Origin of the sequence: Pseudomonas sp. F9001, from assembly GCF_013385435.1 — a bacterium.
In the GTDB taxonomy this organism is placed as follows: domain Bacteria; phylum Pseudomonadota; class Gammaproteobacteria; order Pseudomonadales; family Pseudomonadaceae; genus Aquipseudomonas.
Genome location: NZ_JACAPX010000029.1, coordinates 72,677 through 98,081 on the forward strand (window position 1 = coordinate 72,677; position 25,405 = coordinate 98,081).

General features: G+C 58.9%; 33 protein-coding genes and 1 tRNA gene. 21 read left to right on the forward strand and 13 right to left on the reverse strand.

The features are described 5' to 3' along the window. Nucleotides 1–18: 18 nt before the first annotated feature. From HX818_RS24310 to HX818_RS24320, 3 genes are all read right to left on the reverse strand, one after another. Nucleotides 19–276: a DUF2790 domain-containing protein gene (locus HX818_RS24310; protein ID WP_003219985.1), complete on the reverse strand. Its 258-nt coding sequence runs from the start codon at nucleotides 274–276 to the stop codon at nucleotides 19–21. 111 nt (nucleotides 277–387) lie between these two features. Continuing rightward, complete coding sequence (locus HX818_RS24315) at nucleotides 388–1,158, reverse strand: alpha/beta fold hydrolase (protein WP_102368533.1); 771 nt, start codon at nucleotides 1,156–1,158, stop codon at nucleotides 388–390. 161 nt (nucleotides 1,159–1,319) lie between these two features. Beyond that, on the reverse strand, nucleotides 1,320–1,532 hold the full coding sequence (locus HX818_RS24320; protein WP_102368534.1) for a phage infection protein: 213 nt from the start codon (nucleotides 1,530–1,532) through the stop codon (nucleotides 1,320–1,322). A gap of 243 nt (nucleotides 1,533–1,775) precedes the next feature. Here HX818_RS24320 and HX818_RS24325 point away from each other — a divergent pair, with 243 nt between their 5' ends. Beyond that, nucleotides 1,776–2,450: an HAD-IA family hydrolase gene (locus HX818_RS24325; RefSeq protein ID WP_177020891.1), complete on the forward strand. Its 675-nt coding sequence runs from the start codon at nucleotides 1,776–1,778 to the stop codon at nucleotides 2,448–2,450. A 16-nt stretch (nucleotides 2,451–2,466) separates the two neighbouring features. Here HX818_RS24325 and HX818_RS24330 read toward each other — a convergent pair whose 3' ends face one another. Continuing rightward, nucleotides 2,467–2,781, reverse strand: a complete 315-nt coding sequence (locus tag HX818_RS24330) for a hypothetical protein (protein WP_003219980.1) — start codon at nucleotides 2,779–2,781, stop codon at nucleotides 2,467–2,469. A gap of 159 nt (nucleotides 2,782–2,940) precedes the next feature. Next, the gene (locus HX818_RS24335; protein ID WP_003219977.1) at nucleotides 2,941–3,201 is read right to left on the reverse strand and encodes a hypothetical protein; all 261 of its coding nucleotides are present in this window, start codon (nucleotides 3,199–3,201) and stop codon (nucleotides 2,941–2,943) included. A 170-nt stretch (nucleotides 3,202–3,371) separates the two neighbouring features. Here HX818_RS24335 and HX818_RS24340 point away from each other — a divergent pair, with 170 nt between their 5' ends. Then, on the forward strand, nucleotides 3,372–3,830 hold the full coding sequence (locus tag HX818_RS24340; protein ID WP_003219974.1) for a DUF2214 family protein: 459 nt from the start codon (nucleotides 3,372–3,374) through the stop codon (nucleotides 3,828–3,830). A 120-nt stretch (nucleotides 3,831–3,950) separates the two neighbouring features. Here HX818_RS24340 and csrA read toward each other — a convergent pair whose 3' ends face one another. Beyond that, nucleotides 3,951–4,145 carry a carbon storage regulator CsrA gene (gene csrA, locus HX818_RS24345; protein ID WP_003192511.1) on the reverse strand — a complete coding sequence of 65 codons (195 nt, stop codon included), beginning with the start codon at nucleotides 4,143–4,145 and terminating at the stop codon, nucleotides 3,951–3,953. Nucleotides 4,146–4,408: 263 nt separating this feature from the next. Here csrA and HX818_RS24350 point away from each other — a divergent pair, with 263 nt between their 5' ends. Continuing rightward, the gene (locus HX818_RS24350) at nucleotides 4,409–4,786 is read left to right on the forward strand and encodes a hypothetical protein (protein WP_003219972.1); all 378 of its coding nucleotides are present in this window, start codon (nucleotides 4,409–4,411) and stop codon (nucleotides 4,784–4,786) included. Nucleotides 4,787–4,829: 43 nt separating this feature from the next. Here the strand turns inward: HX818_RS24350 and HX818_RS24355 are convergent, their stop codons facing one another. The 3 genes from HX818_RS24355 to HX818_RS24365 all read right to left on the reverse strand — a co-directional run bounded on the left by HX818_RS24355 (nucleotide 4,830) and on the right by HX818_RS24365 (nucleotide 7,092). Further along, a complete protein-coding gene (locus HX818_RS24355; RefSeq protein WP_003219970.1) occupies nucleotides 4,830–5,519 on the reverse strand; it encodes an endonuclease in 690 nt (229 codons plus the stop codon). A 4-nt stretch (nucleotides 5,520–5,523) separates the two neighbouring features. Beyond that, nucleotides 5,524–5,775 carry a DUF1654 domain-containing protein gene (locus HX818_RS24360; protein WP_023659007.1) on the reverse strand — a complete coding sequence of 84 codons (252 nt, stop codon included), beginning with the start codon at nucleotides 5,773–5,775 and terminating at the stop codon, nucleotides 5,524–5,526. A 228-nt stretch (nucleotides 5,776–6,003) separates the two neighbouring features. Beyond that, nucleotides 6,004–7,092 (reverse strand): asparaginase, encoded by a 1,089-nt coding sequence (locus HX818_RS24365; RefSeq protein ID WP_003219965.1) that lies wholly within the window; start codon nucleotides 7,090–7,092, stop codon nucleotides 6,004–6,006. A gap of 566 nt (nucleotides 7,093–7,658) precedes the next feature. On the opposite strand from HX818_RS24365, the gene HX818_RS24370 reads away from it, so the two are divergent. The 7 genes from HX818_RS24370 to HX818_RS24400 are packed head-to-tail and all read left to right on the forward strand — an operon-like array spanning nucleotide 7,659 to nucleotide 14,627. After that, nucleotides 7,659–8,618, forward strand: a complete 960-nt coding sequence (locus tag HX818_RS24370) for a sugar ABC transporter substrate-binding protein (RefSeq protein WP_003219963.1) — start codon at nucleotides 7,659–7,661, stop codon at nucleotides 8,616–8,618. A 58-nt stretch (nucleotides 8,619–8,676) separates the two neighbouring features. Beyond that, nucleotides 8,677–10,230 carry a sugar ABC transporter ATP-binding protein gene (locus HX818_RS24375; RefSeq protein ID WP_177020892.1) on the forward strand — a complete coding sequence of 518 codons (1,554 nt, stop codon included), beginning with the start codon at nucleotides 8,677–8,679 and terminating at the stop codon, nucleotides 10,228–10,230. Next, entirely contained in the window at nucleotides 10,227–11,204 is a 978-nt protein-coding gene (locus HX818_RS24380) for an ABC transporter permease (RefSeq protein ID WP_003219960.1), read from the forward strand. Before HX818_RS24375 ends, HX818_RS24380 begins: the two co-directional genes overlap by 4 nt. A gap of 3 nt (nucleotides 11,205–11,207) precedes the next feature. Further along, complete coding sequence (locus HX818_RS24385) at nucleotides 11,208–12,230, forward strand: LacI family DNA-binding transcriptional regulator (protein WP_003219958.1); 1,023 nt, start codon at nucleotides 11,208–11,210, stop codon at nucleotides 12,228–12,230. 23 nt (nucleotides 12,231–12,253) lie between these two features. Beyond that, entirely contained in the window at nucleotides 12,254–13,171 is a 918-nt protein-coding gene (rbsK, locus tag HX818_RS24390; protein ID WP_177020893.1) for a ribokinase, read from the forward strand. Then, nucleotides 13,168–13,572, forward strand: a complete 405-nt coding sequence (gene rbsD / locus HX818_RS24395) for a D-ribose pyranase (protein WP_008438690.1) — start codon at nucleotides 13,168–13,170, stop codon at nucleotides 13,570–13,572. Before rbsK ends, rbsD begins: the two co-directional genes overlap by 4 nt. Nucleotides 13,573–13,598: 26 nt before the next feature. Then, entirely contained in the window at nucleotides 13,599–14,627 is a 1,029-nt protein-coding gene (locus HX818_RS24400) for a nucleoside hydrolase (protein WP_003219953.1), read from the forward strand. Between the two features lie 33 nt (nucleotides 14,628–14,660). Here the strand turns inward: HX818_RS24400 and HX818_RS24405 are convergent, their stop codons facing one another. After that, nucleotides 14,661–14,873, reverse strand: a complete 213-nt coding sequence (locus HX818_RS24405) for a hypothetical protein (protein ID WP_003219951.1) — start codon at nucleotides 14,871–14,873, stop codon at nucleotides 14,661–14,663. Nucleotides 14,874–15,015: 142 nt separating this feature from the next. On the opposite strand from HX818_RS24405, the gene HX818_RS24410 reads away from it, so the two are divergent. Together HX818_RS24410 and HX818_RS24415 are read left to right on the forward strand one after the other, a co-directional pair. Further along, complete coding sequence (locus HX818_RS24410; protein ID WP_008438689.1) at nucleotides 15,016–15,321, forward strand: hypothetical protein; 306 nt, start codon at nucleotides 15,016–15,018, stop codon at nucleotides 15,319–15,321. A gap of 147 nt (nucleotides 15,322–15,468) precedes the next feature. Further along, entirely contained in the window at nucleotides 15,469–15,789 is a 321-nt protein-coding gene (locus HX818_RS24415) for an I78 family peptidase inhibitor (RefSeq protein ID WP_008438688.1), read from the forward strand. Between the two features lie 73 nt (nucleotides 15,790–15,862). Here the strand turns inward: HX818_RS24415 and HX818_RS24420 are convergent, their stop codons facing one another. Further along, on the reverse strand, nucleotides 15,863–16,075 hold the full coding sequence (locus tag HX818_RS24420) for a cold-shock protein (RefSeq protein ID WP_003179963.1): 213 nt from the start codon (nucleotides 16,073–16,075) through the stop codon (nucleotides 15,863–15,865). A 289-nt stretch (nucleotides 16,076–16,364) separates the two neighbouring features. Then, nucleotides 16,365–16,679, reverse strand: a complete 315-nt coding sequence (locus tag HX818_RS24425; RefSeq protein WP_080673250.1) for a hypothetical protein — start codon at nucleotides 16,677–16,679, stop codon at nucleotides 16,365–16,367. A 364-nt stretch (nucleotides 16,680–17,043) separates the two neighbouring features. Here HX818_RS24425 and thrS point away from each other — a divergent pair, with 364 nt between their 5' ends. From thrS to HX818_RS24470, 9 genes are all read left to right on the forward strand, one after another. After that, complete coding sequence (gene thrS, locus HX818_RS24430; RefSeq protein ID WP_003219944.1) at nucleotides 17,044–18,966, forward strand: threonine--tRNA ligase; 1,923 nt, start codon at nucleotides 17,044–17,046, stop codon at nucleotides 18,964–18,966. Continuing rightward, nucleotides 18,966–19,517: a translation initiation factor IF-3 gene (gene infC, locus HX818_RS24435; RefSeq protein ID WP_169875357.1), complete on the forward strand. Its 552-nt coding sequence runs from the start codon at nucleotides 18,966–18,968 to the stop codon at nucleotides 19,515–19,517. The genes thrS and infC overlap by 1 nt, the downstream gene beginning before the upstream one ends. Before the next feature lie 59 nt (nucleotides 19,518–19,576). Next, nucleotides 19,577–19,771 carry a 50S ribosomal protein L35 gene (rpmI, locus tag HX818_RS24440; protein WP_002553160.1) on the forward strand — a complete coding sequence of 65 codons (195 nt, stop codon included), beginning with the start codon at nucleotides 19,577–19,579 and terminating at the stop codon, nucleotides 19,769–19,771. A gap of 28 nt (nucleotides 19,772–19,799) precedes the next feature. Then, complete coding sequence (gene rplT, locus HX818_RS24445; RefSeq protein WP_003219940.1) at nucleotides 19,800–20,156, forward strand: 50S ribosomal protein L20; 357 nt, start codon at nucleotides 19,800–19,802, stop codon at nucleotides 20,154–20,156. Between the two features lie 109 nt (nucleotides 20,157–20,265). Then, nucleotides 20,266–21,282 (forward strand): phenylalanine--tRNA ligase subunit alpha, encoded by a 1,017-nt coding sequence (gene pheS, locus HX818_RS24450; RefSeq protein ID WP_003219939.1) that lies wholly within the window; start codon nucleotides 20,266–20,268, stop codon nucleotides 21,280–21,282. 26 nt (nucleotides 21,283–21,308) lie between these two features. Beyond that, entirely contained in the window at nucleotides 21,309–23,687 is a 2,379-nt protein-coding gene (gene pheT / locus HX818_RS24455; protein WP_177020894.1) for a phenylalanine--tRNA ligase subunit beta, read from the forward strand. A gap of 3 nt (nucleotides 23,688–23,690) precedes the next feature. Next, entirely contained in the window at nucleotides 23,691–23,993 is a 303-nt protein-coding gene (ihfA, locus tag HX818_RS24460) for an integration host factor subunit alpha (protein ID WP_002553164.1), read from the forward strand. Further along, nucleotides 23,974–24,330 carry a MerR family transcriptional regulator gene (locus HX818_RS24465; protein ID WP_003219935.1) on the forward strand — a complete coding sequence of 119 codons (357 nt, stop codon included), beginning with the start codon at nucleotides 23,974–23,976 and terminating at the stop codon, nucleotides 24,328–24,330. The genes ihfA and HX818_RS24465 overlap by 20 nt, the downstream gene beginning before the upstream one ends. Before the next feature lie 90 nt (nucleotides 24,331–24,420). Continuing rightward, nucleotides 24,421–24,497, forward strand: a tRNA-Pro gene (locus HX818_RS24470). Between the two features lie 40 nt (nucleotides 24,498–24,537). Here HX818_RS24470 and HX818_RS24475 read toward each other — a convergent pair. Further along, nucleotides 24,538–25,380, reverse strand: coding sequence for a CmcJ/NvfI family oxidoreductase (locus HX818_RS24475; protein WP_177020895.1), 843 nt, complete (start codon nucleotides 25,378–25,380; stop codon nucleotides 24,538–24,540). Between the last annotated feature and the right edge of the window lie 25 nt (nucleotides 25,381–25,405).

The window sequence follows — 25,405 nt, forward strand, 5'->3', positions numbered from 1 at the left end:
GGCGCAAGTGTAGCCCGATCAATTGTCATTGGGGCAGCCGATGCCCTGTACTTGATAGTCCAGCACGTGTTCGCGGCCCTGGCTGTCGAGGTAGTCGAGGCGCGCAGGGACAATGCCGCACTGGCCGTAGGTATCGGTGCTCGACAGTACTTTGGCCACGTCCATGTGCATGAAGAAGCCGGGGGTGTCATGGATCACCGAGGTGGTGGCGGTGGTATCGGCAAAGGCCGAGCCGGTGGCGAGGAGGGCAGCAAAGCCGAGGATAAACAGTTTCATGGCGGTATCTCTCTTTAAGGGTTGGCTGCCGGTATCCGGCAGTGAGTTCACAGTAACCAGGCGACACAAACAGCCAGCCAACAGGATGATGACAAGATCGTAATGAAGGGCTTAAGGCTGGCGGCCGGACGCTTCGAGGATCAGGTCGGTGATTTCCTTGGCGTGGGAAACCAGGGACAAGTGGCTCGATGGCACCTCGATGGTGGTGGCGTTCATGCGCTTGGCGAGAAAGCGTTCCAGGTCCGGGTTGATGGTCTGGTCATTGCTGGACACCGCATACCAGGACGGCTTGGTGTGCCACGCGGCGTTGACGGTGCGACCGCTGAACAGGGTCTTGGCGATCGGTTGTTGCACGGCGTACAGCTCCATGGCCTTGGCGTGGGGTACGTCGGCGGCAAAGTACTTGAGAAAGGCGTCCTGATTCAGGGTCAGGTAACCGTCGTGCTCCACCACACCGGCCCGCACGGGTGTGCTTGGGTACTTGGCGGACAGGGCGACGAAGTCTTCGTTGGCGTCCGGAGCGCGGGCGGCGACGTATACCAGGGAGCTGACCTTGGGGTTGACCCCGGCGTCGCTGACCACGGTGCCGGCGTAGGAATGGCCGACCAACACGGTAGGACCGTCCTGTTGATCGAGTACGCGATTGGTGGCAGCGACGTCATCCGCCACCGAGGTCAACGGGTTTTGCACGGCGGTTACATGCAAGCCGGCGGCCTGCAGGCGGGTAATCACTTCGGACCAACTGGAACCGTCGGCCCAGGAGCCGTGTACCAGCACTACGTTATTGGCTTTCACCGGTGCAATCGGGCCGGCCACGGCGGCGCCGGTCCCCAGCATCAACAGGCTGGCGGCGATCAGGCAGAGTTTGCTTGCAGGTTTCATGGGCGGGCTCGCTTCATTTTCAGTGGGAAGTTGGGTCACCCGCTGTGGGTGACTGACGACTTCACTGTATGAAGTGAGGGTGCGGGCAACACTGACAGCTTGATGACAAGTTTGTAATGCAATGGGCAGCCGGAAGGCTGCCCTGGTTGGACGGTGACCCATCAGACAGTACGGGCTGCTTGCAGGCGTTCAGCGCCGCCTTCCGCCAGGCCGCGTTCGTGCAGGCGATCTGCGCCGCCCTCGGCGAGCAGGTGGGATGACTGGTCTTTGACCGCGCCAGCGTGGGTGTCGGCCGACGCCATGGATGACAGCCCGAGGCCCGCGATGACAGTCAGGCCGAGTACCAGGGACGAAGCTTTCGAGAGATTGAACATGATGAGGCTCCTACGCGTGAGTCAGCCGGATTGGCTGGTGGTCGTAGTTAATCGCCGGGGTGTATCTGCCATGTGTGCCCAGGCGTGGCGAAATGCGGGTTCGCGTATCCAGGCGGGGTTCCCATACAGTCCGGTACAAACCAAGGGAAGGTTTACAGCGTTTGGGCCGATCCGTAGATTGCACCAGGCAAGTGGTTCGTCAGCGCCCAAGACCGGGTGACGAAAGCAAGAGGAAGCCGAGCAGTGTCCACCCGCGATTCAGCTGTATTCGCCCACCGTTACCGCGCCTTCCTGTTCGATATGGATGGCACACTCCTGAACTCCATTGCCGCCGCCGAGCGCGTCTGGGCCACCTGGGCTGAACGCCATGGGCTGGATGTCGAGGCTTTTCTGAAGACCATCCATGGTGCCCGGGCCATCGATACCATCACCCGCCAGGCGTTGCCCGGTGTGGACGCGCAGGCTGAGGCGCAGTGGATTACCGAGGCTGAACTTGAGGATGTGGAAGGGGTGGTGGCGATTGCGGGCGCGGTGGAATTCCTCAACGCATTGCCCGGCGATCAATGGGCGCTGGTTACGTCTGCCCCCAAGGCACTGGCTCTGCGCCGTATGCAGGCGGCCGGGATCAACCCGCCGGCGGTGCTGGTCACCGCGGAGGATGTCGCCAGCGGCAAGCCGGATCCGGCCTGTTATGTGCTCGGTGCGCAACGGCTGGGAGTACCGGTACAGGACTGCCTGGTGTTTGAGGATGCCAGCGTCGGGATTCGCGCCGGCGAGGCGGCGGGGGCCGATGTGATGGTGGTGACGTCGACCCACCTTGTGCCCATGGTCACCGAGCATCCGTCGATTGACGGGTATGAGCGTCTACAGGTTCAGCGGGACGAAGCCGGGCTGTTGCATCTACAGCGCCTGGCGTAAAAAAAGGCCGACCCGGTTACCCGGATCGGCCTTCTTCGTAAAGGGGCGGTTCAACGTTGGAGCTGTTTCCAGTGAGCGTCTGCAGGCGGTTGCCCTTGAGCCCCTGGCGGGACAAGACCATTTCCTTGAGGATTTCGCTGGCAAGCCTGGCAATCGCCTCCGGCCCTCGATGGTGTGCGCGGACGATGCCGGTCACCGCAAAGTGATCAGCTTCCGGGCCGCTGAGAATCGCGGAAAGCGTGCCATCGGCATGCAGGGTGCAGACGATTTTGTAGCTCGGCAGGCGCGCTGCCAGTGCTGATTCGATTTCGCTTTTACTCAGTGTGTCCATCAGCGCTACAACCTTTCACCGACCGTGCATGCCCAAGCATAGGTTGTGTCGCGCAGCTGTAAATACCGGCGATCTGATAGCAACTGCGGCGACGGTTTCAACCCGCTTGCGGGATACACCGCGCTGGGGCAACGAACTTCAAGATGAAACCCAAAGCCGTCAGGATGAGGCTTTGCGGCGATCACTGTGAGGCGCGCGCCGGCACAGTCTGCGATGGACGGCGACCTGAATGGGCTTGAGGCAGAAGAAAAACAAGTACGCGCTCAGGAACAGCGTCAGGTCCAGCCATGAGTAGGCTTTGTCGGAGGAGCCTTCGATTTCGAACTTGAGGCCATACTCCAGCGCCACAAACGCCACGCTGATCAGCGTGACAATCAACCAAGACTTGGATAAGTAAGGCTGTTTAACGGTACGCCTCATCAACGTGCTCCTTGGCGCGCTGCAGACTGTAGGGGATTTGTCACGAGATTCGGCCCTGGAAAACTCCACAAGTTCCCTTTGTTTGCAGGCTGGTTCATGCGTAGAACGCAGCCAGCGACTATTACTGAGAAGTGTTCCTGCCATGTGTCATACAAAAGGGAGTACGCCTTATGTTGGTTCAGTGGTTTCTTGCAGCAGTCCATTTACTGGCATTCGCCATGGCATTGTCGGCCGTGCTTGCGCGTGGCAAGGCATTGCGCGGTGTATCTGATAGTGACCCATCCACCCTGCGCCGCGTATTGATCGCGGACAACATCTGGGGAATCAGTGCCCTGGTGTTATTGGTAACCGGTGGCCTGCGGGCCTTCGGCGGCTACGAAAAGGGCAGTGATTATTACCTGCACCAGCCGTTGTTTCACGTGAAGATGACGCTGCTTGTATTAATTTTGTTACTGGAGCTCGCGCCGATGATTCGCTTTATCAAATGGCGCATCGCGTTGGCGCGTGGCACGCGCCTCGATTTGCACAAGGCAGGTCTTTTTGCGCGCATCAGCCATGTGCAGGCGTTACTGCTGGTGCTGATGATGATTGCAGCGAGTGGCATGGCACGCGGTGTCGGCCTGGGATGACGCTGGCCTGACGCTGGAACAAGGGAATAGGGCGCGCTGGCCGCGGGAAGCCGCGAACAGGCTGAAAGAGGTTTTCGCCAGCCGTTACAGTGAACGAAAGGGCTGGCTACTGGAGGCGCTTCAAGGTGTCTGGTTTTTATCCGGAGCCGTCAGGCCCGCCTGGATACGTTGGTAGATCTCCTCGCGATGCACGGCAACGTCCTTTGGAGCATTGATGCCGATTCTTACTTGCTGGCCGCTAACGCCCAGGATGGTGATCGTGATGTCATCACCGATGTTTATGCTTTCACCGACTTTGCGGGTGAGTATCAGCATGGACTTCTCCTTGATTGCTTTGAAGGACACATGTTTCAGACAGGGCAGATGTCGGATGTGTGTAGCTTACTGCGAAGCGCTTCCCTGTGGCTGCCTCTTTTAGGACGCATAGAGGCGGCATTAATTCCCATGCCGCCATCATACAGGTCTGCGATACATCATTCGCATTGTTTAAGCCAACGTTTATGACGGCCAGAATAGACAGTGAATGATAAAGTCGCCTCTTTGATCCTCTAAGGAGCAGGGTAGTGCGTAAAGTAGCGATGGCAATTGCGGTGTTGGCATTGGCCGGTTGCGGTGAAGGTAAAAGTGTCGACGCCCCCAAGGCCAGGCCTGCCGTTGCCGAGGCGCCCGCCCAGGCGCAACCTGCGGTCGGCGCGATCGCCTCTCAAGAATGGGATGTATGGGTGGGGCCGCCGGATCACAAGCTGCAGGCGATGACTGACCTGACCGCGTGGTTGCTGGAACACGGTTTCAGTTTCTATCTGGCGAAGGAAGACGGTAAGGACCAGGTGCTGCTGGGCCCATTCAGCACCAGGGCCGAGGCCGAGGCGAAACAAGCGCAGTTGACCGAGAAACTGGCGACTGCGAAGAAGAATGACACGGTGTCCGAGGTCATCGAACACAAGGTTGCGCAGTAAAGAGTCGACAAGCGGGAGGCCATGGCGCTCCCGCTTTTTTCGTTCAGCCGCAGGCTTTCAAGTTCACCGGGCCGACAAATTCATTGCCGCGCCCCATCACGCACGCCACGGTTTGATTGCGCTGGCGTTCCCAGGGCTGTACCGGGTAGGTCTTGTTCCAGGCTTCATACAGCTGGCGATCCTGTTTCGACAGGCGCAGGCCATACTGCTTGCTCATATAGAAATAGGTTCGGGCGATCATGCCGCGAATGGAAGGGCGGGGCATGACCTTCTTGGCCTTGAAGTCCACCTGGGTCAGGCATGATCCATATTGGCCGCTTTGTACCGGCAGCCAGCCAAAACTGAAATTGTTTCGGTCGCCATTCACCTCGCCGATGCTCGGCACCAGGTTGTGCAGGTCGGCTTCGGCCCGCTTGTAGACCGCGTCCTTGCGGGTGCAGTTCTTGCGCCCGCCATCCTGCCAGCACTGGCGCTGATGGCCGATCTGCCAGGCCGGAACAATGTGTTCCCATTCAATACGTGCCGCCCGGTTGGCGTTTTTGCGCGGGATATAGCCGCAGGCTTTCAGGTCTACCCGGTTGCCGTTGTATTTGCAGCCGCAATAGAACTCCGTGGATTGCGGTTCATACAGCTTCCAGGCGATTTTCTTGGCTTCGCTGAACGTCCTGGGGGCTTGGGCGTGAGCGGTGACAGCAAAAAACACGAACAACACACTGATAAAACGGACACTCATTGACTCAATCTTCCTTCGGCACAACCCAGAAAATCTGCACGCCGCCGTCATCGCGATAAGCGAGGGTGACGTTATCGTTTTCTGCTATCTCTTCCAGTAGTCGTGCCCACTCGTCTTCCGGTTCCTCCGGCAAACGAAAAATCAACGCCGCCTTGTTTTTTTGGGCATTGGTGGAGTTGATGATTTTCTGCACTCGAACGGCCAGTCGTTGGTAGGCATCAGGAGGTGTTGGTGCTGCGGAAGAGGGCTTTGCCACGGAGTATTCCTTATTAGGCTGTACGTGCATACAGTATTTAACTGTGGGCAATTTCGCAACTGCTTAAAATTCAAGAATTTCTTCTGACAGTGGTTTTGCCGATTTGGTGTAGGAACGCTTTGTTTTTCAAAGGTTTTTTGCGCGGGGGTAAAGCGGAGGAAATCAGACCCGCTCGCGGTACGCCACGAGCGGGATGGCCCAACCGTTGCCGGCCGGGCCCGGGAGCGATCAATATTCCCAGAACATCCGTTGCAGTTCCTTGCTGTCCTGGGTCTTGGTCAGGGCGACCATGGCCAGGATGCGGGCTTTCTGCGGGTTCAGGTCATGGGCAACTACCCAGTCGTATTTGTCGTCTGGTTGTTCGGCGTTACGCAGAACGAAACCACCGGCATTCACGTGGGAAGAGCGAATGATCTGTACGCCTTGCTTGCGCAGTTCCTGCAGGGCAGGCACCACCTTGGACGACACCGAACCATTGCCGGTACCGGCGTGGATGATGGCTTTCGCGCCGGCCTGGGCCAGGGCCTTGTAGGCGGTGTCGCTTACGTTGCCATAGGAATAGGCGATTTCGACGTCCGGCAGGCTTTTGATGGTCTTGATGTCGAATTCCGAGTTCATGGTGTGACGCTTGGCTGGCAGGCGGAACCAGTAGGATTTGCCTTCAACCACCATGCCCAGCGGGCCCCATGGGCTCTTGAACGCTTCAGTCTTGATGTTGATCATCTTGCTGACGTCGCGACCCGACTGGATCTCGTCGTTCATGGTCACCAGTACGCCTTTGCCGCGGGCGTCCTTGCTGCCGGCGACGGCAACGGCGTTGTACAGGTTGAGCATGCCGTCAGCCGACATGGCGGTGCCTGGGCGCATCGAGCCGACCACGACGATTGGCTTGTCGGTCTTTTCCACCAGGTTGAGGAAGTAGGCAGTCTCTTCCAGGGTGTCGGTACCGTGGGTGATCACGATGCCGTCGACGTCCTTGCTGTCGGCCAGTTCGGCGACACGACGACCCAGTTGCAGGAGGTTTTCGTTGGTGATGCTTTCGGAGGCAATTTGCAATACTTGTTCGCCGCGGACATTGGCGATCTGGCTAAGCTCAGGAACACCGGCGATCAATTGTTCGATGCCGACCTTGGCGGCCTGGTAGGTCGCACTGTTGGCCGCGCTGGCGCCGGCGCCGGCGATGGTGCCGCCGGTGGCAAGGATCACCACGTTGGACAGTTTTTGCTGGGTTTCAGCTTCTTTTGCCTGAGCGGCAACGGGGAACAACAGCAGGAGGGCTAACGCGCCCGGTACGAAAGTTTTCAACGCAGATTTCATTATTCTTCTCTCTAGTTTTGATGAGTGCTGATGCAGGTTCATCTAGAAACACCCGGGCGGTTCTGAACGCCACGAGGTGCTGAGTAAGAGCAGGATTTGTACCAGCGGGATTTTGTTTGGCAATAGAATTTAACCTATTGATTTATATCTATATTTGTTTGATTTGTAAGTAAATGGCTTGGTCTTCTGTCCGGCTTTCCGAACAAAGCGGTGCACGGGTGTTCGGTTGTCCGAAAAGGATGACGGAAAAGTTTGGTTTTAAACGCAGGAGGCACGCCGCGACCTGTCGTTTCAGAGAACGATCCAGCAACGCGGATGTTTAAAGGGGGTACCGGATGGCTTCGAGGGCAGGGCGTAAAGCGGATTCAACAAAAGGCTGTTTTCTCCCGTTGACAAATCTCGACAAGCTTCTCATAGTTTGACCTAACGCAAACGTTTGCGAGATGTTTCACGGGGTGCTCCTCGAGTGTCGTGAAAGCTCGTATCAGCCGCCCGGGTGGGTTGGCTGCCGAAGCGTTCTTCGGTGCAAGCGTTGCTCACAATAATCATAAGATCGGAGTGAACCCATGAAGCTGCCATTTGCTGGACGTCTTCTTGCTGTCGCTGTGCTTGCTGCCGCATCCGCTGCCCTGCCTCTTTCCTCTGCATTTGCTGCCGAGACCGCCGCCAAACCCAAGGTCGGCCTGGTCATGAAATCCCTCGCCAACGAATTCTTCGTCACCATGCAGGACGGTGCCAAGGAATACCAGAAAGCCCACGCCGCCGACTTCGACATGATCACCAACGGGATCAAGAACGAAACCGATACCAGTGCACAGATCGATATCGTCAATCAGATGATCCTGTCCAAGGTTGACGCGATCGTCATTGCTCCCGCCGATTCGAAAGCCCTGGTCACCGTGCTGAAAAAGGCCTCCGACAAAGGCATCAAGATCGTCAACATCGACAACCGTCTTGATGTGGATGTACTGAAAAGCAAAAACCTTGATATCCCGTTCGTAGGTCCAGACAACCGCAAGGGCGCGCGCCTGGTCGGTGAAGAACTGGCCAAGCACCTCACCAAGGGTGACCAGGTTGGCATCATCGAAGGTGTGTCCACCACCACCAACGCCCAGCAGCGTACCGCTGGCTTCAAGGACGCGATGGATGCCGCCGGCATGAAGATCGTCTCCACCCAATCCGGTGAGTGGGAAATCGACAAGGGCAACGCGATTGCCGCTGCCATGCTCCAGGCAAACCCGAACATCAAGGCACTGCTGGCCGGTAACGACAACATGGCACTGGGCGCAGTATCCGCCGTACGTGGCGCCGGCAAGGCTGGCAAGGTGCTGGTCGTAGGCTACGACAACATCGAGGCCATCAAGCCGATGCTGCAGGACGGCCGTGTCCTGGCCACCGCCGACCAGGCTGCTGCCCAGCAAGCCGTTTTCGGTATCCAGAACGCTCTGAAGCTGGTCAAGGGTGAAAAAGTCGATGCCGTGGATGGCATGATCGAAACCCCGGTCGAACTCATCCTCAAGAAGTAATTCCCCGGCAGCACAAAACAGCGTCCGCTCACCCGAGCGGACGCCTGGAGACGTTCCTATGTCATCTTCCGCACCGAACGCTGTCCTCTCGGTCAGCGGTATCGGCAAGACCTATGCCCAACCGGTTCTGTCCGACATCACCCTGACGCTCAATCGTGGGGAAGTGTTGGCGCTTACCGGTGAGAATGGCGCGGGGAAAAGCACCCTGTCGAAAATCATCGGCGGGCTGGTCACCCCGACCGACGGCCAGATGCAGTTCAATGGCCAGGCCTACACGCCAGGCAGCCGGACCCAGGCTGAAGAGCAGGGCATCCGCATGGTCATGCAGGAGCTTAACCTGCTGCCAACCCTGACGGTCGCTGAAAACCTGTTCCTCGATAACCTGCCCAGCCACGGTGGCTGGATCAGCCGCAAGCAACTGCGCAAGGCCGCCATTGAAGCCATGGCCCAGGTCGGCCTGGACGCTATCGACCCGGACACCCTGGTCGGCAGCCTTGGCATCGGCCACCAACAGATGGTCGAGATCGCCCGCAACCTGATTGGCGACTGCCACGTACTGATCCTTGATGAACCTACGGCGATGCTGACCGCCCGTGAAGTCGAGATGCTGTTCGAACAAATCACCCGCCTGCAGACCCGGGGCGTGGCGATTATCTATATTTCCCACCGGCTCGAAGAACTGGCCCGGGTTGCCCAGCGCATTGCGGTGCTGCGTGACGGCAAGCTGGTGTGTGTCGAGCCGATGGCCAACTACAACAGTGAGCAACTGGTCACGCTGATGGTGGGCCGCGAACTGGGCGAGAAAATCGACCTGGGCCCGCGCACCATCGGCGCGCCGCTGTTGACGGTAAAAGGCCTGACCCGCTCGGACAAGGTCCGCGACGTGTCGTTTGAAGTGCGTGCCGGCGAAATCTACGGCATCTCCGGCCTGATCGGTGCGGGCCGTACGGAGTTGCTGCGCCTGATCTTCGGCGCCGACCTGGCCGACAGCGGCACCGTTGCCCTGGGCACACCTGCGCAAGTCGTCAGCATTCGCTCGCCCGTCGACGCGGTTGGCCATGGCATCGCCCTGATCACCGAAGACCGCAAGGGCGAAGGCCTGCTGCTGACCCAATCCATCGGCGCCAACATTGCCTTGGGCAACATGCCGAAGGTGTCCAGCGGTGGCCTGGTGAACAGTCGTGACGAAACGGCCTTGGCCAAGCGCCAGGTCGACGCCATGCGTATCCGCAGTTCCAGTCCAGCGCAGCTGGTGTCCGAGCTGTCGGGTGGCAACCAGCAGAAGGTGGTGATTGGCCGCTGGCTGGAGCGCGATTGCGCGGTGATGCTGTTCGATGAACCGACCCGAGGCATCGACGTCGGCGCCAAATTCGATATCTATGCGTTGCTCGGCGACCTGACCCGCCAGGGCAAGGCGCTGGTGGTGGTGTCCAGCGACCTGCGTGAGTTGATGCTGATCTGCGACCGCATCGGCGTACTTTCCGCCGGGCGCCTGATCGAGACCTTCGAGCGCGACAGCTGGACCCAGGACGAATTGCTTGCCGCTGCTTTTGCCGGCTATCAGAAACGTGATGCGCTGCTCAACGACGCAGCGCCTAGGAATACCCCATGAAAACCACTTCCTCCCCCGCAAAACGTGGCGGCAACTTCTATGGCCTGGGCACCTACCTGGGCCTGGCCGGCGCCTTGCTGGCGATGATTGCGCTGTTCTCGTTCCTGAGCGACCACTTCCTCTCGTACGACACCTTCAGCACCCTGGCCAACCAGATTCCCGACCTGATGGTGTTGGCAGTCGGCATGACCTTCGTGCTGATCATCGGCGGCATCGACCTGTCGGTAGGCTCCGTGCTGGCCCTGGCCGCATCGGCCGTCAGCGTGGCGATTCTCGGCTGGGGCTGGAGTGTGTTGCCGGCAGCCGTGCTGGGCATGGGCTGCGCCGCGTTGGCCGGGACCATTACCGGTTCCATCACAGTGGCCTGGCGGATCCCGTCGTTCATCGTGTCCCTCGGCGTGCTGGAAATGGCGCGCGGCGTGGCGTACCAGATGACCGGCTCGCGTACCGCATACATCGGTGATTCGTTTGCCTGGCTGTCCAACCCGGTGGCCTTCGGCATTTCACCTTCGTTCATCATCGCGTTGCTGGTGATCATCGCCGCGCAGCTGGTGCTGACCCGTACCGTGTTCGGTCGCTACCTGATCGGCATTGGCACCAACGAAGAGGCCGTGCGCCTGGCGGGTATCAATCCCAAGCCCTACAAGATCCTGGTGTTCAGCCTGATGGGCCTGCTGGCGGGTGTGGCGGCGCTGTTCCAGATTTCGCGCCTGGAAGCGGCCGATCCCAACGCCGGTTCCGGCCTGGAGCTGCAAGTGATCGCTGCGGTAGTGATCGGCGGCACCAGCCTGATGGGCGGGCGTGGCTCGGTCATCAGTACTTTCTTCGGCGTGCTGATCATCTCGGTACTGGCGGCAGGGCTGGCGCAGATTGGCGCCACCGAGCCGACCAAACGTATCATCACCGGTGCCGTGATCGTGATCGCGGTGGTGCTCGATACTTACCGCAGCCAGCGCGCCAGTCGGCGAGCCTGAGCCATGGCAACGATCAAGGATGTGGCCGCGCTGGCGGGGATTTCCTACACCACGGTGTCTCATGTGGTGAACAAGACGCGCCCGGTCAGCGAGCCGGTACGGATCAAGGTCGAGGCGGCCATCAAGCAGCTCGACTATGTGCCCAGTGCGGTCGCGCGCTCGCTGAAGGCCAAGACCACAGCCACCATCGGCCTGTTGGTGCCCAACAGCCTCAACCCGTATTTTGCGGAACTGGCCCGGGGCATCGAGGATTACTGCGAGCGTAACGGCTATTGCGTGATCCTCTGCAACTCCGACGATAATGCTGAAAAGCAGCGCAGCTACCTGAGGGTGCTGCTGGAAAAACGCATCGACGGCTTGATCGTGACCTCGGTGGGCGGCGACGACAGCGGCCTGGCGACAGGCCTCAAGGCGGTGCGCACGCCGATGGTCATCGTCGACCGTGCATTGGACGGGATCGATGTCGACCTGGTGCGCATCGACCATGAACAGGGCGCTTACCTGGCGACCCGGCACTTGCTCGATCTGGGTCATCGCGACATTGCCTGCATTGGTGGCCCGAGTCATACCCGCGTGGCGCAAATGCGGATGGCGGGCTACTACCGCGCCCTGGCCGAGGCGGGGCTCGAAGTGCCGGCCGGCCGTGTGCTGGAAAGTGATTTCACCAGTACCGGTGGTTACGCGGCCGCGGCGCAATTGCTGGCGGATAATCCCCCCAGCGCGATTTTTGCCGGCAACGACATGATTGGCTTCGGCGTCTTGCGCGCCGCTGCCGAACGTAATATCCGGGTGCCCGGTGAGCTGTCGGTGATCGGGTTTGATGATATCCAGATGAGCCAGTACGTGTACCCGGCGCTGACCACCGTGGGCCAGTCGATCCTGCAGTTGGGAGAGATGGCGGCCGAGCTTTTACTGCGACGAATTGCGACACCCCAATTGCCGATCGATCAACGCATCGTGACGCCGAGTATTGTCCTGCGCGAGTCGACGGCGCCGTTGGCCGGTGTGTTTGCCCAATACCGCTGAACCGAATTGATGAGTACTGATGTATGCCAGCAAAAGTAGTGGTAATAGGCAGCCTGAACATGGACCTGGTCACCCGGGCCAGTCGGCTGCCCCGCGCCGGTGAAACCCTGATCGGCCAATCGTTTTCCACCGTTCCCGGCGGCAAGGGCGCGAACCAGGCGGTCGCTTCGGCGCGCCTCGGGGCTGAGGTCGCCATGGTCGGCTGCGTGGGCACCGATGCCTATGGCGCGCAATTGCGCGACGCGTTGCTGGTGGAGGGCATTGATTGCCAGGCCGTCAGCACCGTCGACGGTTCCAGCGGCGTGGCGCTGATCGTGGTGGATGACAGCAGCCAGAATGCGATCGTTATTGTCGCCGGTAGCAATGGCGAGCTGACCCCAGCCAAATTACAGGCATTTGACAGTGTGCTGCAGGCTGCCGACGTGATTGTCTGCCAGCTGGAAACGCCGATGGAGACTGTCGGCCATGCCCTCAAGCGCGGTCGCGAGCTGGGCAAGACGGTAATCCTGAACCCGGCGCCGGCCAGTGGTCCGCTGCCCGAGGATTGGTACGCCGCCATCGACTACCTGATTCCCAATGAAAGCGAAGCCTCGGCCTTGAGCGGCGTGGTGGTCGACTCGCTGGACAGCGCCAAGGCCGCCGCGACACGCCTGATCAAGGCCGGTGCTGGCAAAGTGATCATTACCCTCGGCTCCGAAGGCGCGTTGTTTGTCGATGGCCAAGGCTTCGAGCACCTGGTCGCGCCCAAGGTCAAGGCGGTCGATACCACGGCTGCCGGTGACACCTTCGTCGGCGGTTTCGCAGCCGCGCTGGCCAACGGCAGGAGCGAGGCCGAGGCCATTCGTTTCGGCCAGGTAGCCGCCGCGCTGTCCGTGACCCGCGCGGGTGCGCAACCCTCTATTCCCACATTGCATGACGTCCAAGGTTTTGTGCCCTCATGAAAAAGACTCCCTTGCTCAATATCGCGCTGTCGCGGGTGATCGCATCCCTTGGCCATGGCGACATTCTGGTGATCGGTGATGCCGGCTTGCCGGTGCCGCCGGGTGTCGAGCTGATCGACCTGGCGCTGACCAAAGGCATTCCGGATTTCGTCAGTACCTTGCGCATCGTCCTCAGCGAGATGCAGGTGGAAAGCCACGTGCTCGCGGAAGAAATCCTGCTCAAGCAACCGCCGGCCCTGGCGGATCTCAATACCCTGACCGAACAGGCCGCCCTCGGCGAGCGCCGCCTGGTCAGCCATGAAGAGTTCAAGCAGCTCAGCCGCAAGGCGAGGGCGGTGGTGCGCACCGGCGAGTGCCAGCCCTACTGCAATATCGCGCTGGTTTCCGGCGTAACGTTCTAGAATTCCCCAACGACAAGGAGTGCGTCATGCAACGTGGTACCCAAACCCTGCGACACCTGTTCCGGAGTGTGCTGCTTTTGTCCGTGCTAACTGCTGCAAGCGCCCACGCGGCGGAAAAAATCGACCTGATCATCGACACCGACCCCGGTGCCGACGACGTGGTTGCCTTGCTGTTCGCCATGGCTTCGCCCGATGAACTGCAGATCCGCGCGCTGACCACCGTTGCCGGTAACGTGCGCCTCGACAAGACCTCCCGCAACGCACGCCTGGCCCGCGAATGGGCAGGGCGCGAGGACATCCCGGTATATGCCGGTGCACCGAAACCGATGCTGCGCACGCCGATCTACGCTGAAAACATCCATGGCAAGGAAGGCATCTCCGGCGTCACCGTGCATGAGCCGAAAAAAGGCCTGGCCGAAGGCAATGCCGTTGATTACCTGATCAAGACCCTCAGCACCGCCAAGCCCCACAGCATCACCATCGCCATGCTCGGTCCGCAGACCAACCTGGCGCTGGCATTGACCCAGGCGCCGGAGATCACTCAAGGCATCAAGGAAGTGGTGGTGATGGGCGGCGCGCACTTCAACGGCGGCAATATCACGCCGGTGGCCGAGTTCAACCTGTTCGCCGACCCGATCGCGGCCGAGATCGTGCTCAAGAGCGGCGTCAAGCTGACCTACCTGCCGTTGGACGTGACCCACAAGGTCCTGACCAGCGACGCACGCCTGAAGCAAATCGCTGCGCTGAACAACAACGCGAGCAAGGTGGTGGGCGATATTCTCAATGAATACGTCAAGGGCGACATGGAGCACTACGGCATCCCGGGCGGCCCGGTGCATGACGCTACCGTCATTGCCTACCTGCTCAAGCCTGCGCTGTTCAGCGGCCGTGAGGTCAACGTGGTGGTGGACAGCCGTGAAGGCCCGACCTTCGGCCAGACCATCGTCGACTGGTACGATGGCCTGAAACAACCGAAGAACGCGTTCTGGGTTGAAAATGGCGATGCCCAGGGCTTCTTCGATCTGCTGACCGAACGCCTTGGTCGCCTGAAGTAAACAGCCTGCCGGTCGACGTTCGTCGGCCGGGTCTTATTCGCGCTCGGGGTCTGGCGCCCCCATGTGATCGGCCGGGTATTTCTCGAATACCTGGCCGATGAATGCCTGCGCGGCCTGTGTGCCCAGTTCCTTGACCAGCAGGTCGATACCGATGATTGCCAACTCCTCTGGGCTGCCCGGGCTGTAGGAGCTTTGCCCGTGGGGCCACTTGGCTTTGATGTCGGCGTGGATCGTGACGATGGTCATGGGTGTCTCGCGAGGCTGAAAGGCGGTTAGTGCGTTCTGCGTGTGGAGTTAACCATTTTGCGCCGTGTTTGGCACTGCTACTTAGGCATGAGGGGAGGGCTGTGCGACACTGTCCGCCTGTTTAATTGCCAGGGCAAACCGCGTGCAGATCGACTTGAACAACCCCGACAACCTGACGCTGGATGCTGTGCGGCAGCTGCTTGCGTCCGCCAGTGACAACGTTCACACCCAATTGCGCGTTACCAAGGCCGGTATTGCCTACATTTCTTCGGGCGTGGTGGGTGGCGTCGATATCGACGGCCTTCTGTTCCGCCTGGAGACCTGGGCGGCGGGTTCGGGTTATGTCGGCAACGTCGCAGCCAGCGACGAGGTGTGGGTGATGCAGATTTTCAACGCGCTCAAGCAGAACTGGCCAACGCCGCCGTTTGATTACATCGACATCTACTGAGTGCGTTCATATCTGGTGACGATTGATTCGCCAGCGCCCGGTGTCGACTCAGGCAGACTGGCCCACAGCCAATTGTGACAATTCTGAAACCAATCGGCCAAACCACGGTCGCACGATCTCTGTCCATTTTTTCTCAAAGGAGGCTTCATGCCTTGGAAGCTCGCATCATTCGGTACTTTGTTGGCTGCGCTCGCCTTGTCGGGTTGCAGCACCCCGGGTACCTCTGAGCCAGCCAAAGACACTGCCGTGACCGATGCTGGTCATAGCCGCTGTGAGGCGAAGGCTGCCGAGTTCGCAATCGGCCAGAAAGCTTCGCCACAATTGCTGGAACAGGCCCGTAGCCGCGCCGGAGCGCAGAACGCACGCATTCTCAAGCCAGATGACATGGTCACGCTGGAATACCGCTCCGATCGCCTGAACCTCAATACCGATGACAACCTTGTGATCAATCGGGTCAATTGCGGCTGATTGCTCCAGCGCTTTTCTCCAGGCCATAAAAAACCCCGTCACATGGACGGGGTTTTTTTAGTTCGGCGCAGAATTACTCTGGGCGAACCTGTGCAGCTTGCATACCCTTTTGGCCTTTCTCAGCCACGAAGGAAACGGTTTGGCCTTCTTTCAGGCTTTTGAAACCGTCGCTTTCGATAGCTTTGAAGTGTACGAACAGGTCGTCACCGCCACCTTGAGGAGTGATGAAGCCGAAGCCTTTTTCATCGTTGAACCATTTAACGGTGCCGGTTTGGCGATTAGACATGGTGTATCTCCAAGAAACATATATTTTCAGTAGTGCTGTGCTGCTCAGGCCAACTGGGCACACCGAGCTATCATAGTCGAAATGTTCGGCTTGGGAGCCCCCCCAAGGCATTGTTTGCTAATCAATCGCGTTGTGTTTCATGCCTTGGTTGGCTGAAAGCCCCGATCTACGGGGCTTTCAGGCGAAATATCAGCTGTTAAAAAAAGCCGTAAAAGCTGCGTAATTTGTGAGAAATGGCAGTTTTCATGGCGATTTCTGGTCCTTCAGCCGGTCTGGCAGGGTGTAAAAATTACTTTTTCTTCACGACTTTGCAGGACGAAATAGCCGTCACAGCTTTGGTCTTGAGCGCGGGATCTGCGTTCTGGTTGGTCATGAGTTCCTTGATTTCGGCACTGCTCAATTCGGCATTGATTTTGTCCGCGCCACATTCACAGTGGTCTTTGGCGGTTTTGGCATCAACACTTTGCTGGGCGGCTGCGCTGCAATCCTTGATGAAGCTGTCCCGCGCACCGGCAGGCCAGTTCGACGGGGCTGCGGCGTGCGCACCCAGGGACATGAGGGTCAGGGATGCAGCAAGGGCGAAAGTCGAGGTAAAACGCATAATCAAATGCTCCTGGAGTCGTGGACGAACGGCGATTCTCGGTGTGTTTGAGGGCTGCCGTACAGTTCAAGTTCACTTTTGCCCTTAAAAGTCGGGAATTTTCGTTTCGTGAAGCGGCTTCGGCGCCATGACCGTTCATCTGTGCTAGCATCTTCCGCTTGGCTATTTTCCGGCGCGCCCTATGCCGCCTTGCCAAGGTCTTTTTTGTTTAACTCCAGTCACTCTGGTTCGATTATCGGTTGGCCGAAAGGCTCCTGCCGCTGTAAGGCAGGCGTTCATCACTGAACGGCCTGGTATTGGATCTTGTACTGGCTCATCCCAACCCACGTGACCTTTGGTAGGGGTCACCACTAGGAGAGGAGGCGCCATGCCAACTATTACTCTTCCCGACGGCAGTCAACGTTCATTCGATCATTCGGTTTCCGTAGCCGAGGTCGCCGCATCCATTGGTGCCGGCCTGGCCAAGGCCACCGTGGCCGGCAAGGTCGACGGCAAGCTGGTCGACGCCAGCGACCTGATCACCGGCGATGCCAGCCTGCAAATCATCACGCCCAAGGATCAAGAGGGGCTGGAGATCATTCGCCACTCTTGCGCGCACCTGATTGGCCATGCGGTCAAGCAGCTGTATCCAACCGCGAAGATGGTCATCGGCCCGGTCATCGACGAAGGCTTCTATTACGACATCGCCTACGAGCGTCCTTTCACCCCGGACGACCTGGCGGCTATCGAACAGCGCATGCACGCGCTGATCGAAAAAGATTACGACGTCATTAAGAAAGTCACTCCGCGTGCCGAAGTGATCGACGTGTTCACCGCCCGCGGCGAAGACTACAAGCTGCGCCTGGTGGAAGACATGCCGGACGAGCAGGCCATGGGCCTGTATTACCACGAAGAATATGTCGACATGTGCCGTGGCCCGCACGTGCCGAACACACGCTTCCTCAAGTCATTCAAGCTGACCAAGCTGTCCGGTGCCTACTGGCGCGGTGACGCGAAGAACGAACAACTACAGCGGATCTACGGCACTGCCTGGGCTGACAAGAAGCAGCTGGCGGCCTACATCCAGCGCATCGAAGAAGCCGAAAAACGCGACCATCGCAAGATCGGCAAGCGCCTGAACCTGTTCCACCTCCAGGAAGAAGCGCCGGGCATGGTGTTCTGGCACCCGAACGGCTGGACCCTGTACCAGGTGCTCGAGCAGTACATGCGCAAGGTTCAGCGCGACAACGGCTACCTGGAGATCAAGACGCCGCAAGTCGTTGACCGCAGCCTGTGGGAGAAATCCGGGCACTGGGCCAACTACGCCGACAACATGTTCACCACCCAGTCGGAAAACCGCGACTACGCCATCAAGCCGATGAACTGCCCGTGCCACGTACAGGTGTTCAACCAGGGCCTGAAGAGCTACCGCGAGTTGCCGATGCGCCTGGCCGAGTTCGGTGCCTGCCACCGTAACGAGCCATCGGGTGCACTGCACGGCATCATGCGCGTACGGGGCTTCACTCAGGATGACGCCCACATCTTCTGCACCGAAGAGCAGATGCAGGCCGAATCCGCTGCATTCATCAAGCTGACCATGGACGTGTACCGCGATTTCGGTTTCACCGAAGTCGAGATGAAGCTGTCCACTCGTCCGGAAAAGCGCGTCGGTTCCGACGAACTGTGGGATCGCGCCGAAGCTGCACTGGCCGCAGCGCTGGACAGTGCGGGGCTTGCATACGACTTGCAGCCGGGCGAGGGCGCGTTCTACGGTCCGAAGATCGAGTTCTCGCTGAAAGATTGCCTTGGTCGCGTCTGGCAGTGTGGTACCCTGCAGCTCGATTTTAACCTGCCGATCCGTCTGGGAGCCGAATACGTCTCCGAAGACAACAGCCGTAAACACCCGGTTATGCTGCACCGGGCGATCCTCGGCTCGTTCGAACGGTTCGTCGGGATCCTGATCGAGCACTACGAGGGTGCATTCCCTGCGTGGCTGGCTCCGACCCAGGCAGTGATCATGAATATCACTGATAAACAGGCAGATTTTGCCGCTGAAGTTGAAAAAACTCTCAATGAAAGCGGATTTCGTGCCAAGTCCGACTTGAGAAATGAAAAGATCGGCTTTAAAATCCGCGAGCATACTTTGCTCAAGGTTCCCTATCTTTTGGTTATCGGAGATCGGGAAGTCGAGATGCAGACTGTCGCTGTGCGTACTCGTGAAGGTGCTGACCTGGGCTCGATGCCCGTCGCCCAGTTCGCTGAGTTCCTCGCGCAAGCGGTTTCCCGGCGTGGTCGCCCAGATTCGGAGTAATTATTATTAAGCGTGAAATGAGACAAGATAAACGAGCTGCACCGAAAGCCCCGATCAACGAGAATATCTCGGCACGCGAGGTTCGGTTAATTGGCGCTGACGGCGAGCAGATTGGCATCGTCTCGATTGATGAAGCGCTTCGTATTGCTGAAGAGTCCAAATTGGACCTGGTGGAAATCTCCGCCGACGCAATCCCACCCGTTTGCCGGGTGATGGACTACGGCAAGTCGATCTTCGAGAAGAAGAAGCAGATTGCCGCGGCGAAGAAGAACCAGAAGCAGATTCAAGTAAAAGAAATCAAGTTTCGTCCAGGGACGGAGGAAGGGGATTACCAGGTAAAACTGCGCAACCTGGTACGTTTCCTGAGTGATGGGGACAGGGCCAAGGTATCCTTGCGATTCCGCGGCCGTGAGATGGCCCACCAGGAGCTGGGGATGGAACTCCTCAAGCGGGTTGAAGCTGACCTGCTCGAGTACGGTTCGGTCGAACAGCATCCTAAGATGGAAGGACGCCAGCTTATTATGGTCATCGCCCCGAAAAAGAAGAAGTAATCAATAGGGCACGGCAGGCCTTCTGATTATGTTTATCAACTGAATGCGGAGTACCGAACATGCCAAAGATGAAAACTAAAAGTGGTGCTGCTAAGCGGTTTCTGAAAACTGCTAACGGTATCAAGCACAAGCACGCTTTCAAGAGCCACATCCTGACTAAAATGTCGACCAAGCGTAAGCGTCAACTGCGCGGTAGCAGCTTGCTGCATCCGTCTGACGTGGCAAAAGTCGAGCGCATGCTGCGCCTTCGTTAATTTTAGTCAAGAATAGAGGAAGTAACTCATGGCTCGTGTAAAGCGTGGCGTCATGGCGCGTAAGCGCCACAAGAAAATTCTGAAACTTGCTAAAGGCTACTACGGCGCGCGTTCACGCGTATTCCGTGTTGCCAAGCAAGCGGTTATCAAGGCTGGCCAATACGCCTACCGTGACCGTCGTCAGAAAAAACGTCAGTTCCGCGCTCTGTGGATCGCTCGTATCAACGCTGGTGCACGTGTTAACGGTCTGTCCTACAGCCGTTTCATCGCTGGCCTGAAAAAAGCGTCCATCGAGATCGACCGTAAGGTTCTGGCTGATCTGGCAGTGAACGAAAAAGCGGCGTTTGCTGCGATTGTCGAGAAAGCTAAAGCCACCTTGGCTTAAGTACCCCCGACAGTCACCCTGGGTCGCTTCCGCGGCCCACGGTGTTAAACGTCTTAAATAGGGGAAGAGCCTTCAAGCTCTTCCCCTATTTTGTATCTGGAGTCTGTACATGGAAAACCTGGATGCGCTGGTCTCTCAAGCACTAGAGGCTGTGCAAAGCGCAGAAGATATCAATGCCCTGGAGCAAATCCGGGTTCACTACCTTGGCAAAAAGGGTGAATTGACTCAGGTGATGAAGACCCTGGGGAATTTGCCGGCTGAAGAGCGTCCGCAAGTCGGTGCGCTGATCAACGTGGCCAAGGAGCGTGTTACAGAGGTTCTCAATGCGCGCAAGGCGTCGCTCGAGGAGGCTGATCTTGCGGCCAAGCTCGCCGCCGAATCCATTGACGTGACCCTGCCTGGCCGTGGCCAGACCTCGGGCGGCCTGCATCCGATTACCCGGACTCTGGAACGTATCGAGCAGTTCTTCACCCACATCGGCTACGGCATTGCCGAAGGCCCTGAGGTCGAAGACGACTATCACAACTTCGAGGCGCTCAACATCCCAGGCCACCACCCGGCCCGGTCGATGCATGACACCTTCTATTTCAACGCGAACATGCTGCTGCGCACCCATACCTCGCCGGTACAGGTCCGCACCATGGAATCGCAGAAGCCGCCGATCCGCATCGTCTGCCCAGGCCGTGTGTATCGCAGCGACTCCGATATCACCCACTCGCCGATGTTCCACCAGGTCGAAGGCCTGCTGGTTGATCGCGACATCAACTTCGCCGACCTCAAAGGCACCATCGAAGAATTCCTGCGGGTGTTCTTCGAGAAGGAGCTGGCGGTACGTTTCCGTCCTTCATTCTTCCCGTTCACCGAGCCATCCGCTGAAGTCGATATGGAATGCGTGATGTGCAGCGGTAAAGGCTGCCGCGTCTGCAAACAGACCGGCTGGCTGGAAGTGATGGGTTGCGGCATGGTTCACCCCAACGTGCTGCGCATGTCCGGGATCGACCCGGAAGAATTCTCGGGCTTTGCCTTCGGCATGGGCGTTGAACGTCTGGCCATGCTGCGTTACGGCGTGAACGACTTGCGTCTGTTCTTCGACAACGACTTGCGGTTCCTCGCGCAATTTCGCTAGTCGTAACGGATCTTTAGGAGAGCAGGATGAAATTCAGTGAACAATGGCTGCGTGGCTGGGTAAGCCCGCAGGTAAGTCGCGACGAGCTGGTTGCTCGTCTGTCGATGGCCGGCCTTGAGGTCGATAGCGTTACGCCGGCCGCCGGTGTTTTCAGTGGTGTGGTTGTGGGTGAGGTGCTGAGCACCGAGCAACACCCGGACGCTGACAAGTTGCGTGTGTGCCAGGTCAGCAACGGCGCGGAAACCTTCCAGGTCGTGTGCGGAGCGCCAAACGTGCGCCCGGGCCTGAAAATCCCGTTCGCCATGATCGGTGCCGAGCTGCCAGGCGACTTCAAGATCAAGAAGGCCAAGCTGCGTGGCGTTGAGTCCAACGGCATGCTGTGCTCCCAGGCGGAACTGCAGGTCGGTGAAGGCAACGATGGCCTGATGGAACTGCCGGCCGATGCGCCAGTGGGCCAGGACATCCGTGTCTACCTGGAACTGGAAGACGCCAGCATCGAGGTCGACCTGACCCCGAACCGCGGCGACTGCCTGTCGCTGGCGGGCCTGGCGCGTGAAGTCGGCGCACTGTACGCCGCGACCGTGGCCCGCCCGGTGGTTGTAGCGGTACCTGCCGTGCACGACGAAGTGCGTTCGATCGAAGTGCTGGCCCCCAACGCCTGCCCACGTTACCTGGGTCGCGTGATCCGTAACGTTGACCTGTCCAAGCCAACCCCGCTGTGGATGGTTGAGCGCCTGCGCCGTTCAGAAGTGCGCAGCATCGACGCTGCCGTCGACATCACCAACTACGTGATGCTGGAACTGGGCCAACCGCTGCACGCCTTCGATCTCGCCGAAATCAACGGCGGCATCCGCGTGCGCATGGCCGAGGAAGGCGAGAAGCTGGTACTGCTCGACGGCCAGGAAGTCAGCCTGCGTGCCGACACCCTGGTGATCGCTGACCATTCCCGCGCCCTGGCGATTGCCGGCGTGATGGGGGGGGAGCACAGCGGCGTGTCCGCAACCACTCGCGACATCTTTCTCGAAAGCGCTTTCTTCGATCAGATCGCCATCGCTGGCAAGGCCCGTTCCTACGGCCTGCACACCGACGCCTCGCACCGCTACGAGCGTGGCGTGGACTGGCAGCTGGCCCGTGAAGCCATGGAGCGCGCCACTGGCCTGCTGCTGGAAATTACTGGCGGCGAAGCCGGCCCGATCATCGAAACCGTCAGCGAACAGCACCTGCCGTCGGTTGCACCGATCATCCTGCGCGCCAAGGCCGTTGAGCAAATGCTCGGCCTGGTGATCGAGCCGGTTGAAATCGAGCGCCTGCTGTCGGCACTCGGCCTCGGCATCTCGGCCGGTGAAGCAGGGCAGTGGCACGTAGAAGTGCCAAGCCATCGCTTCGATATCAGCCTGGAAGTCGACCTGATCGAAGAACTGGCCCGCCTGTACGGCTACAACCGCCTGCCGGTTCGTTACCCGCAAGCGCGCCTGGCGCCGCAGCCGAAAGCCGAAGCCCGTGCACACCTGCCGGAACTGCGTCGCCTGCTGGTTGCCCGTGGTTATCAGGAAGCGGTGACCTACAGCTTCATCGATCCAAAGCAATTCGAACTGTTCAACCCGGGTGTCGAGCCGCTGTTGCTGGCTAACCCGATCTCCAACGACATGGCCGCCATGCGCTCGTCGCTGTGGCCGGGGCTGGTTAAGGCGCTGTCCCACAACCTGAACCGTCAGCAAGACCGCGTGCGCATGTTCGAAAGCGGCCTGCGTTTCGTCGGTCAGCTGGATGGCCTGAAGCAAGAGCCGATGCTGGCTGGTGTGGTTTGCGGCAGCCGTCTGCCGGAAGGCTGGGCACAAGGTCGCGACACCGTCGACTTCTTCGACGTCAAGGCCGATGTGGAAGCGGTGCTGGGCTTTGCCGGTGCGCTGGATGCCTTCACTTTCACCCCTGGCAAACACCCGGCGTTGCACCCGGGCCAGACCGCCCGTATCGAACGTGAAGGTCGCCTGGTGGGCTTCGTTGGCGCGATTCACCCGGAACTGTCGAAAACCTTGGGGCTGGACCGTCCAGTCTTCGTTTTTGAGCTAGTCTTGGCTGAAGTGGCCTCGGGCAAAATGCCTAAATTCAGCGAGTTGTCGCGTTTCCCTGAAGTACGACGTGATCTGGCGCTGATTGCCGATCAAGGTGTTGCGGCCAGTGCTGTTCTGGACGTAATCCGTGAAAATGCAGGGGAATGGCTGACAGACCTCAGGCTATTTGACGTCTATCAGGGTAAAGGCATTGATCCGCATAGAAAAAGCCTTGCAGTTGGCTTGACCTGGCAGCATCCATCGCGCACTCTTAATGACGATGAGGTGAATACGACGACGCAAAATATCCTCACCTCGCTCGAACAAAGGTTGAACGCCACGTTAAGGAAGTGACGTATGGGGGCTTTGACGAAAGCTGAGATGGCGGAACGTCTGTATGAAGAGCTGGGCCTGAACAAGCGCGAGGCCAAGGAATTGGTCGAGCTGTTCTTTGAAGAAATCAGGCACGCACTTGAAGACAACGAACAGGTCAAATTGTCCGGTTTCGGCAATTTTGACCTGCGGGACAAACGCCAGCGGCCTGGCCGCAATCCAAAAACGGGAGAAGAAATCCCGATCACGGCTCGCCGTGTGGTCACCTTTCGTCCAGGGCAGAAGTTGAAGGCCCGAGTTGAGGCTTATGCTGGAACCAAGTCATAACGACGAACTGCCCGTCATCCCAGGCAAACGCTACTTCACCATTGGTGAAGTCAGCGAGCTCTGTGCGGTAAAGCCGCACGTGCTGCGCTATTGGGAGCAGGAGTTTCCTCAACTCAACCCCGTCAAACGCACCGGGAACCGTCGGTATTATCAGCGCCAGGATGTGCTGATGATCCGACAGATCCGTGCGTTGCTGTACGACCAGGGGTTCACCATCAGCGGCGCGCGCCAGCGTATGTCCGGTGATGAAGCCAAAGACGACACCACCCAATACAAGCAAATGATCCGCCAGATGATCTCCGAACTCGAAGATGTGCTGGTGGTTTTGAAGAAGTAATTCCGGCTTTTAAAATACTTCCACATTTCAAAAGCTTGCGGTATATTCCTGATCGCTTCGTTGCGAAGCGAACCCAGTAACACGCCTAGTCGGGGCGTAGCGCAGTCCGGTAGCGCACTAGCATGGGGTGCTAGGGGTCGAGTGTTCGAATCACTCCGTCCCGACCATATAATTTAAAAAGGCCGCGAGATTTATCTCGCGGCCTTTTTATTTGCCTGCATTCCCAAAAAACACCAACGCCCGCACCTCGATACTCCTCCTTGGCGGTGCATCCAGCGGCGTAGTCGGGTCATCAAACGCCGTATGTGCGCTGCGCCTTGCAACATCGCTACGCGAGTCATGGATCTTCAACAGCAGCACCTCATCCGGCCGCAACTGCGGGTAGTAATACCAGCGATGTGCGGGATTGGCCTTGACCGAAAAAGTCTCGCCAACCTTGTCCCGATACACCAGGTCGCTGGGCAGCAAGTCGCTCTCGGCCATGCTTTGCGCATCGCACAGGGCGAGTGGGGTACTCAGGACCGGCGCACCAATCGGCCGCCAGACGTTAATAATCGCAAACCGTTCCAGCAGCCGCTGTTCAGCCTCATCCGCAGGCAAATGATCACGTACCCTGCGAATCGCCGAGCGCTCGGTCTGGTCGTTATGCACGTACCGCACCGGCTCACGCAGCCCGCGGTCCTCGCGTCCGTGCTCGTCTACCCGGATGGTGTGGTCGAAGATCACCACTTTCACCGCACCGGTCTGTTGCTTGAGCAAGGCTTCGGTTTCCGGATAGTAGTGTTCACGGACCTGATCATCGTTTTCCAGGCCAGGCACCGAGCTGGTGTGGTCGATCCTTTCGAAACCGTTGCGATCCAGATAAGCCGGTTCGTCGAGCAACCGTGCGTTATGAATACTCACCTGAGTCGGGTCCAGCACGCCGCTGCGCTTGGGTGTGCCGTCTGGCTGCGGGAAGGTGTAGTTCACCGGTCGCTCGCCGGTGTCCAGCAGGTAGTTGAGTTCGCCGATGACCGATGGCGGGGCGAGATGAGTCTGATGAGTTCCCATGAACAATCCTCCAGGCGTGAGGCGG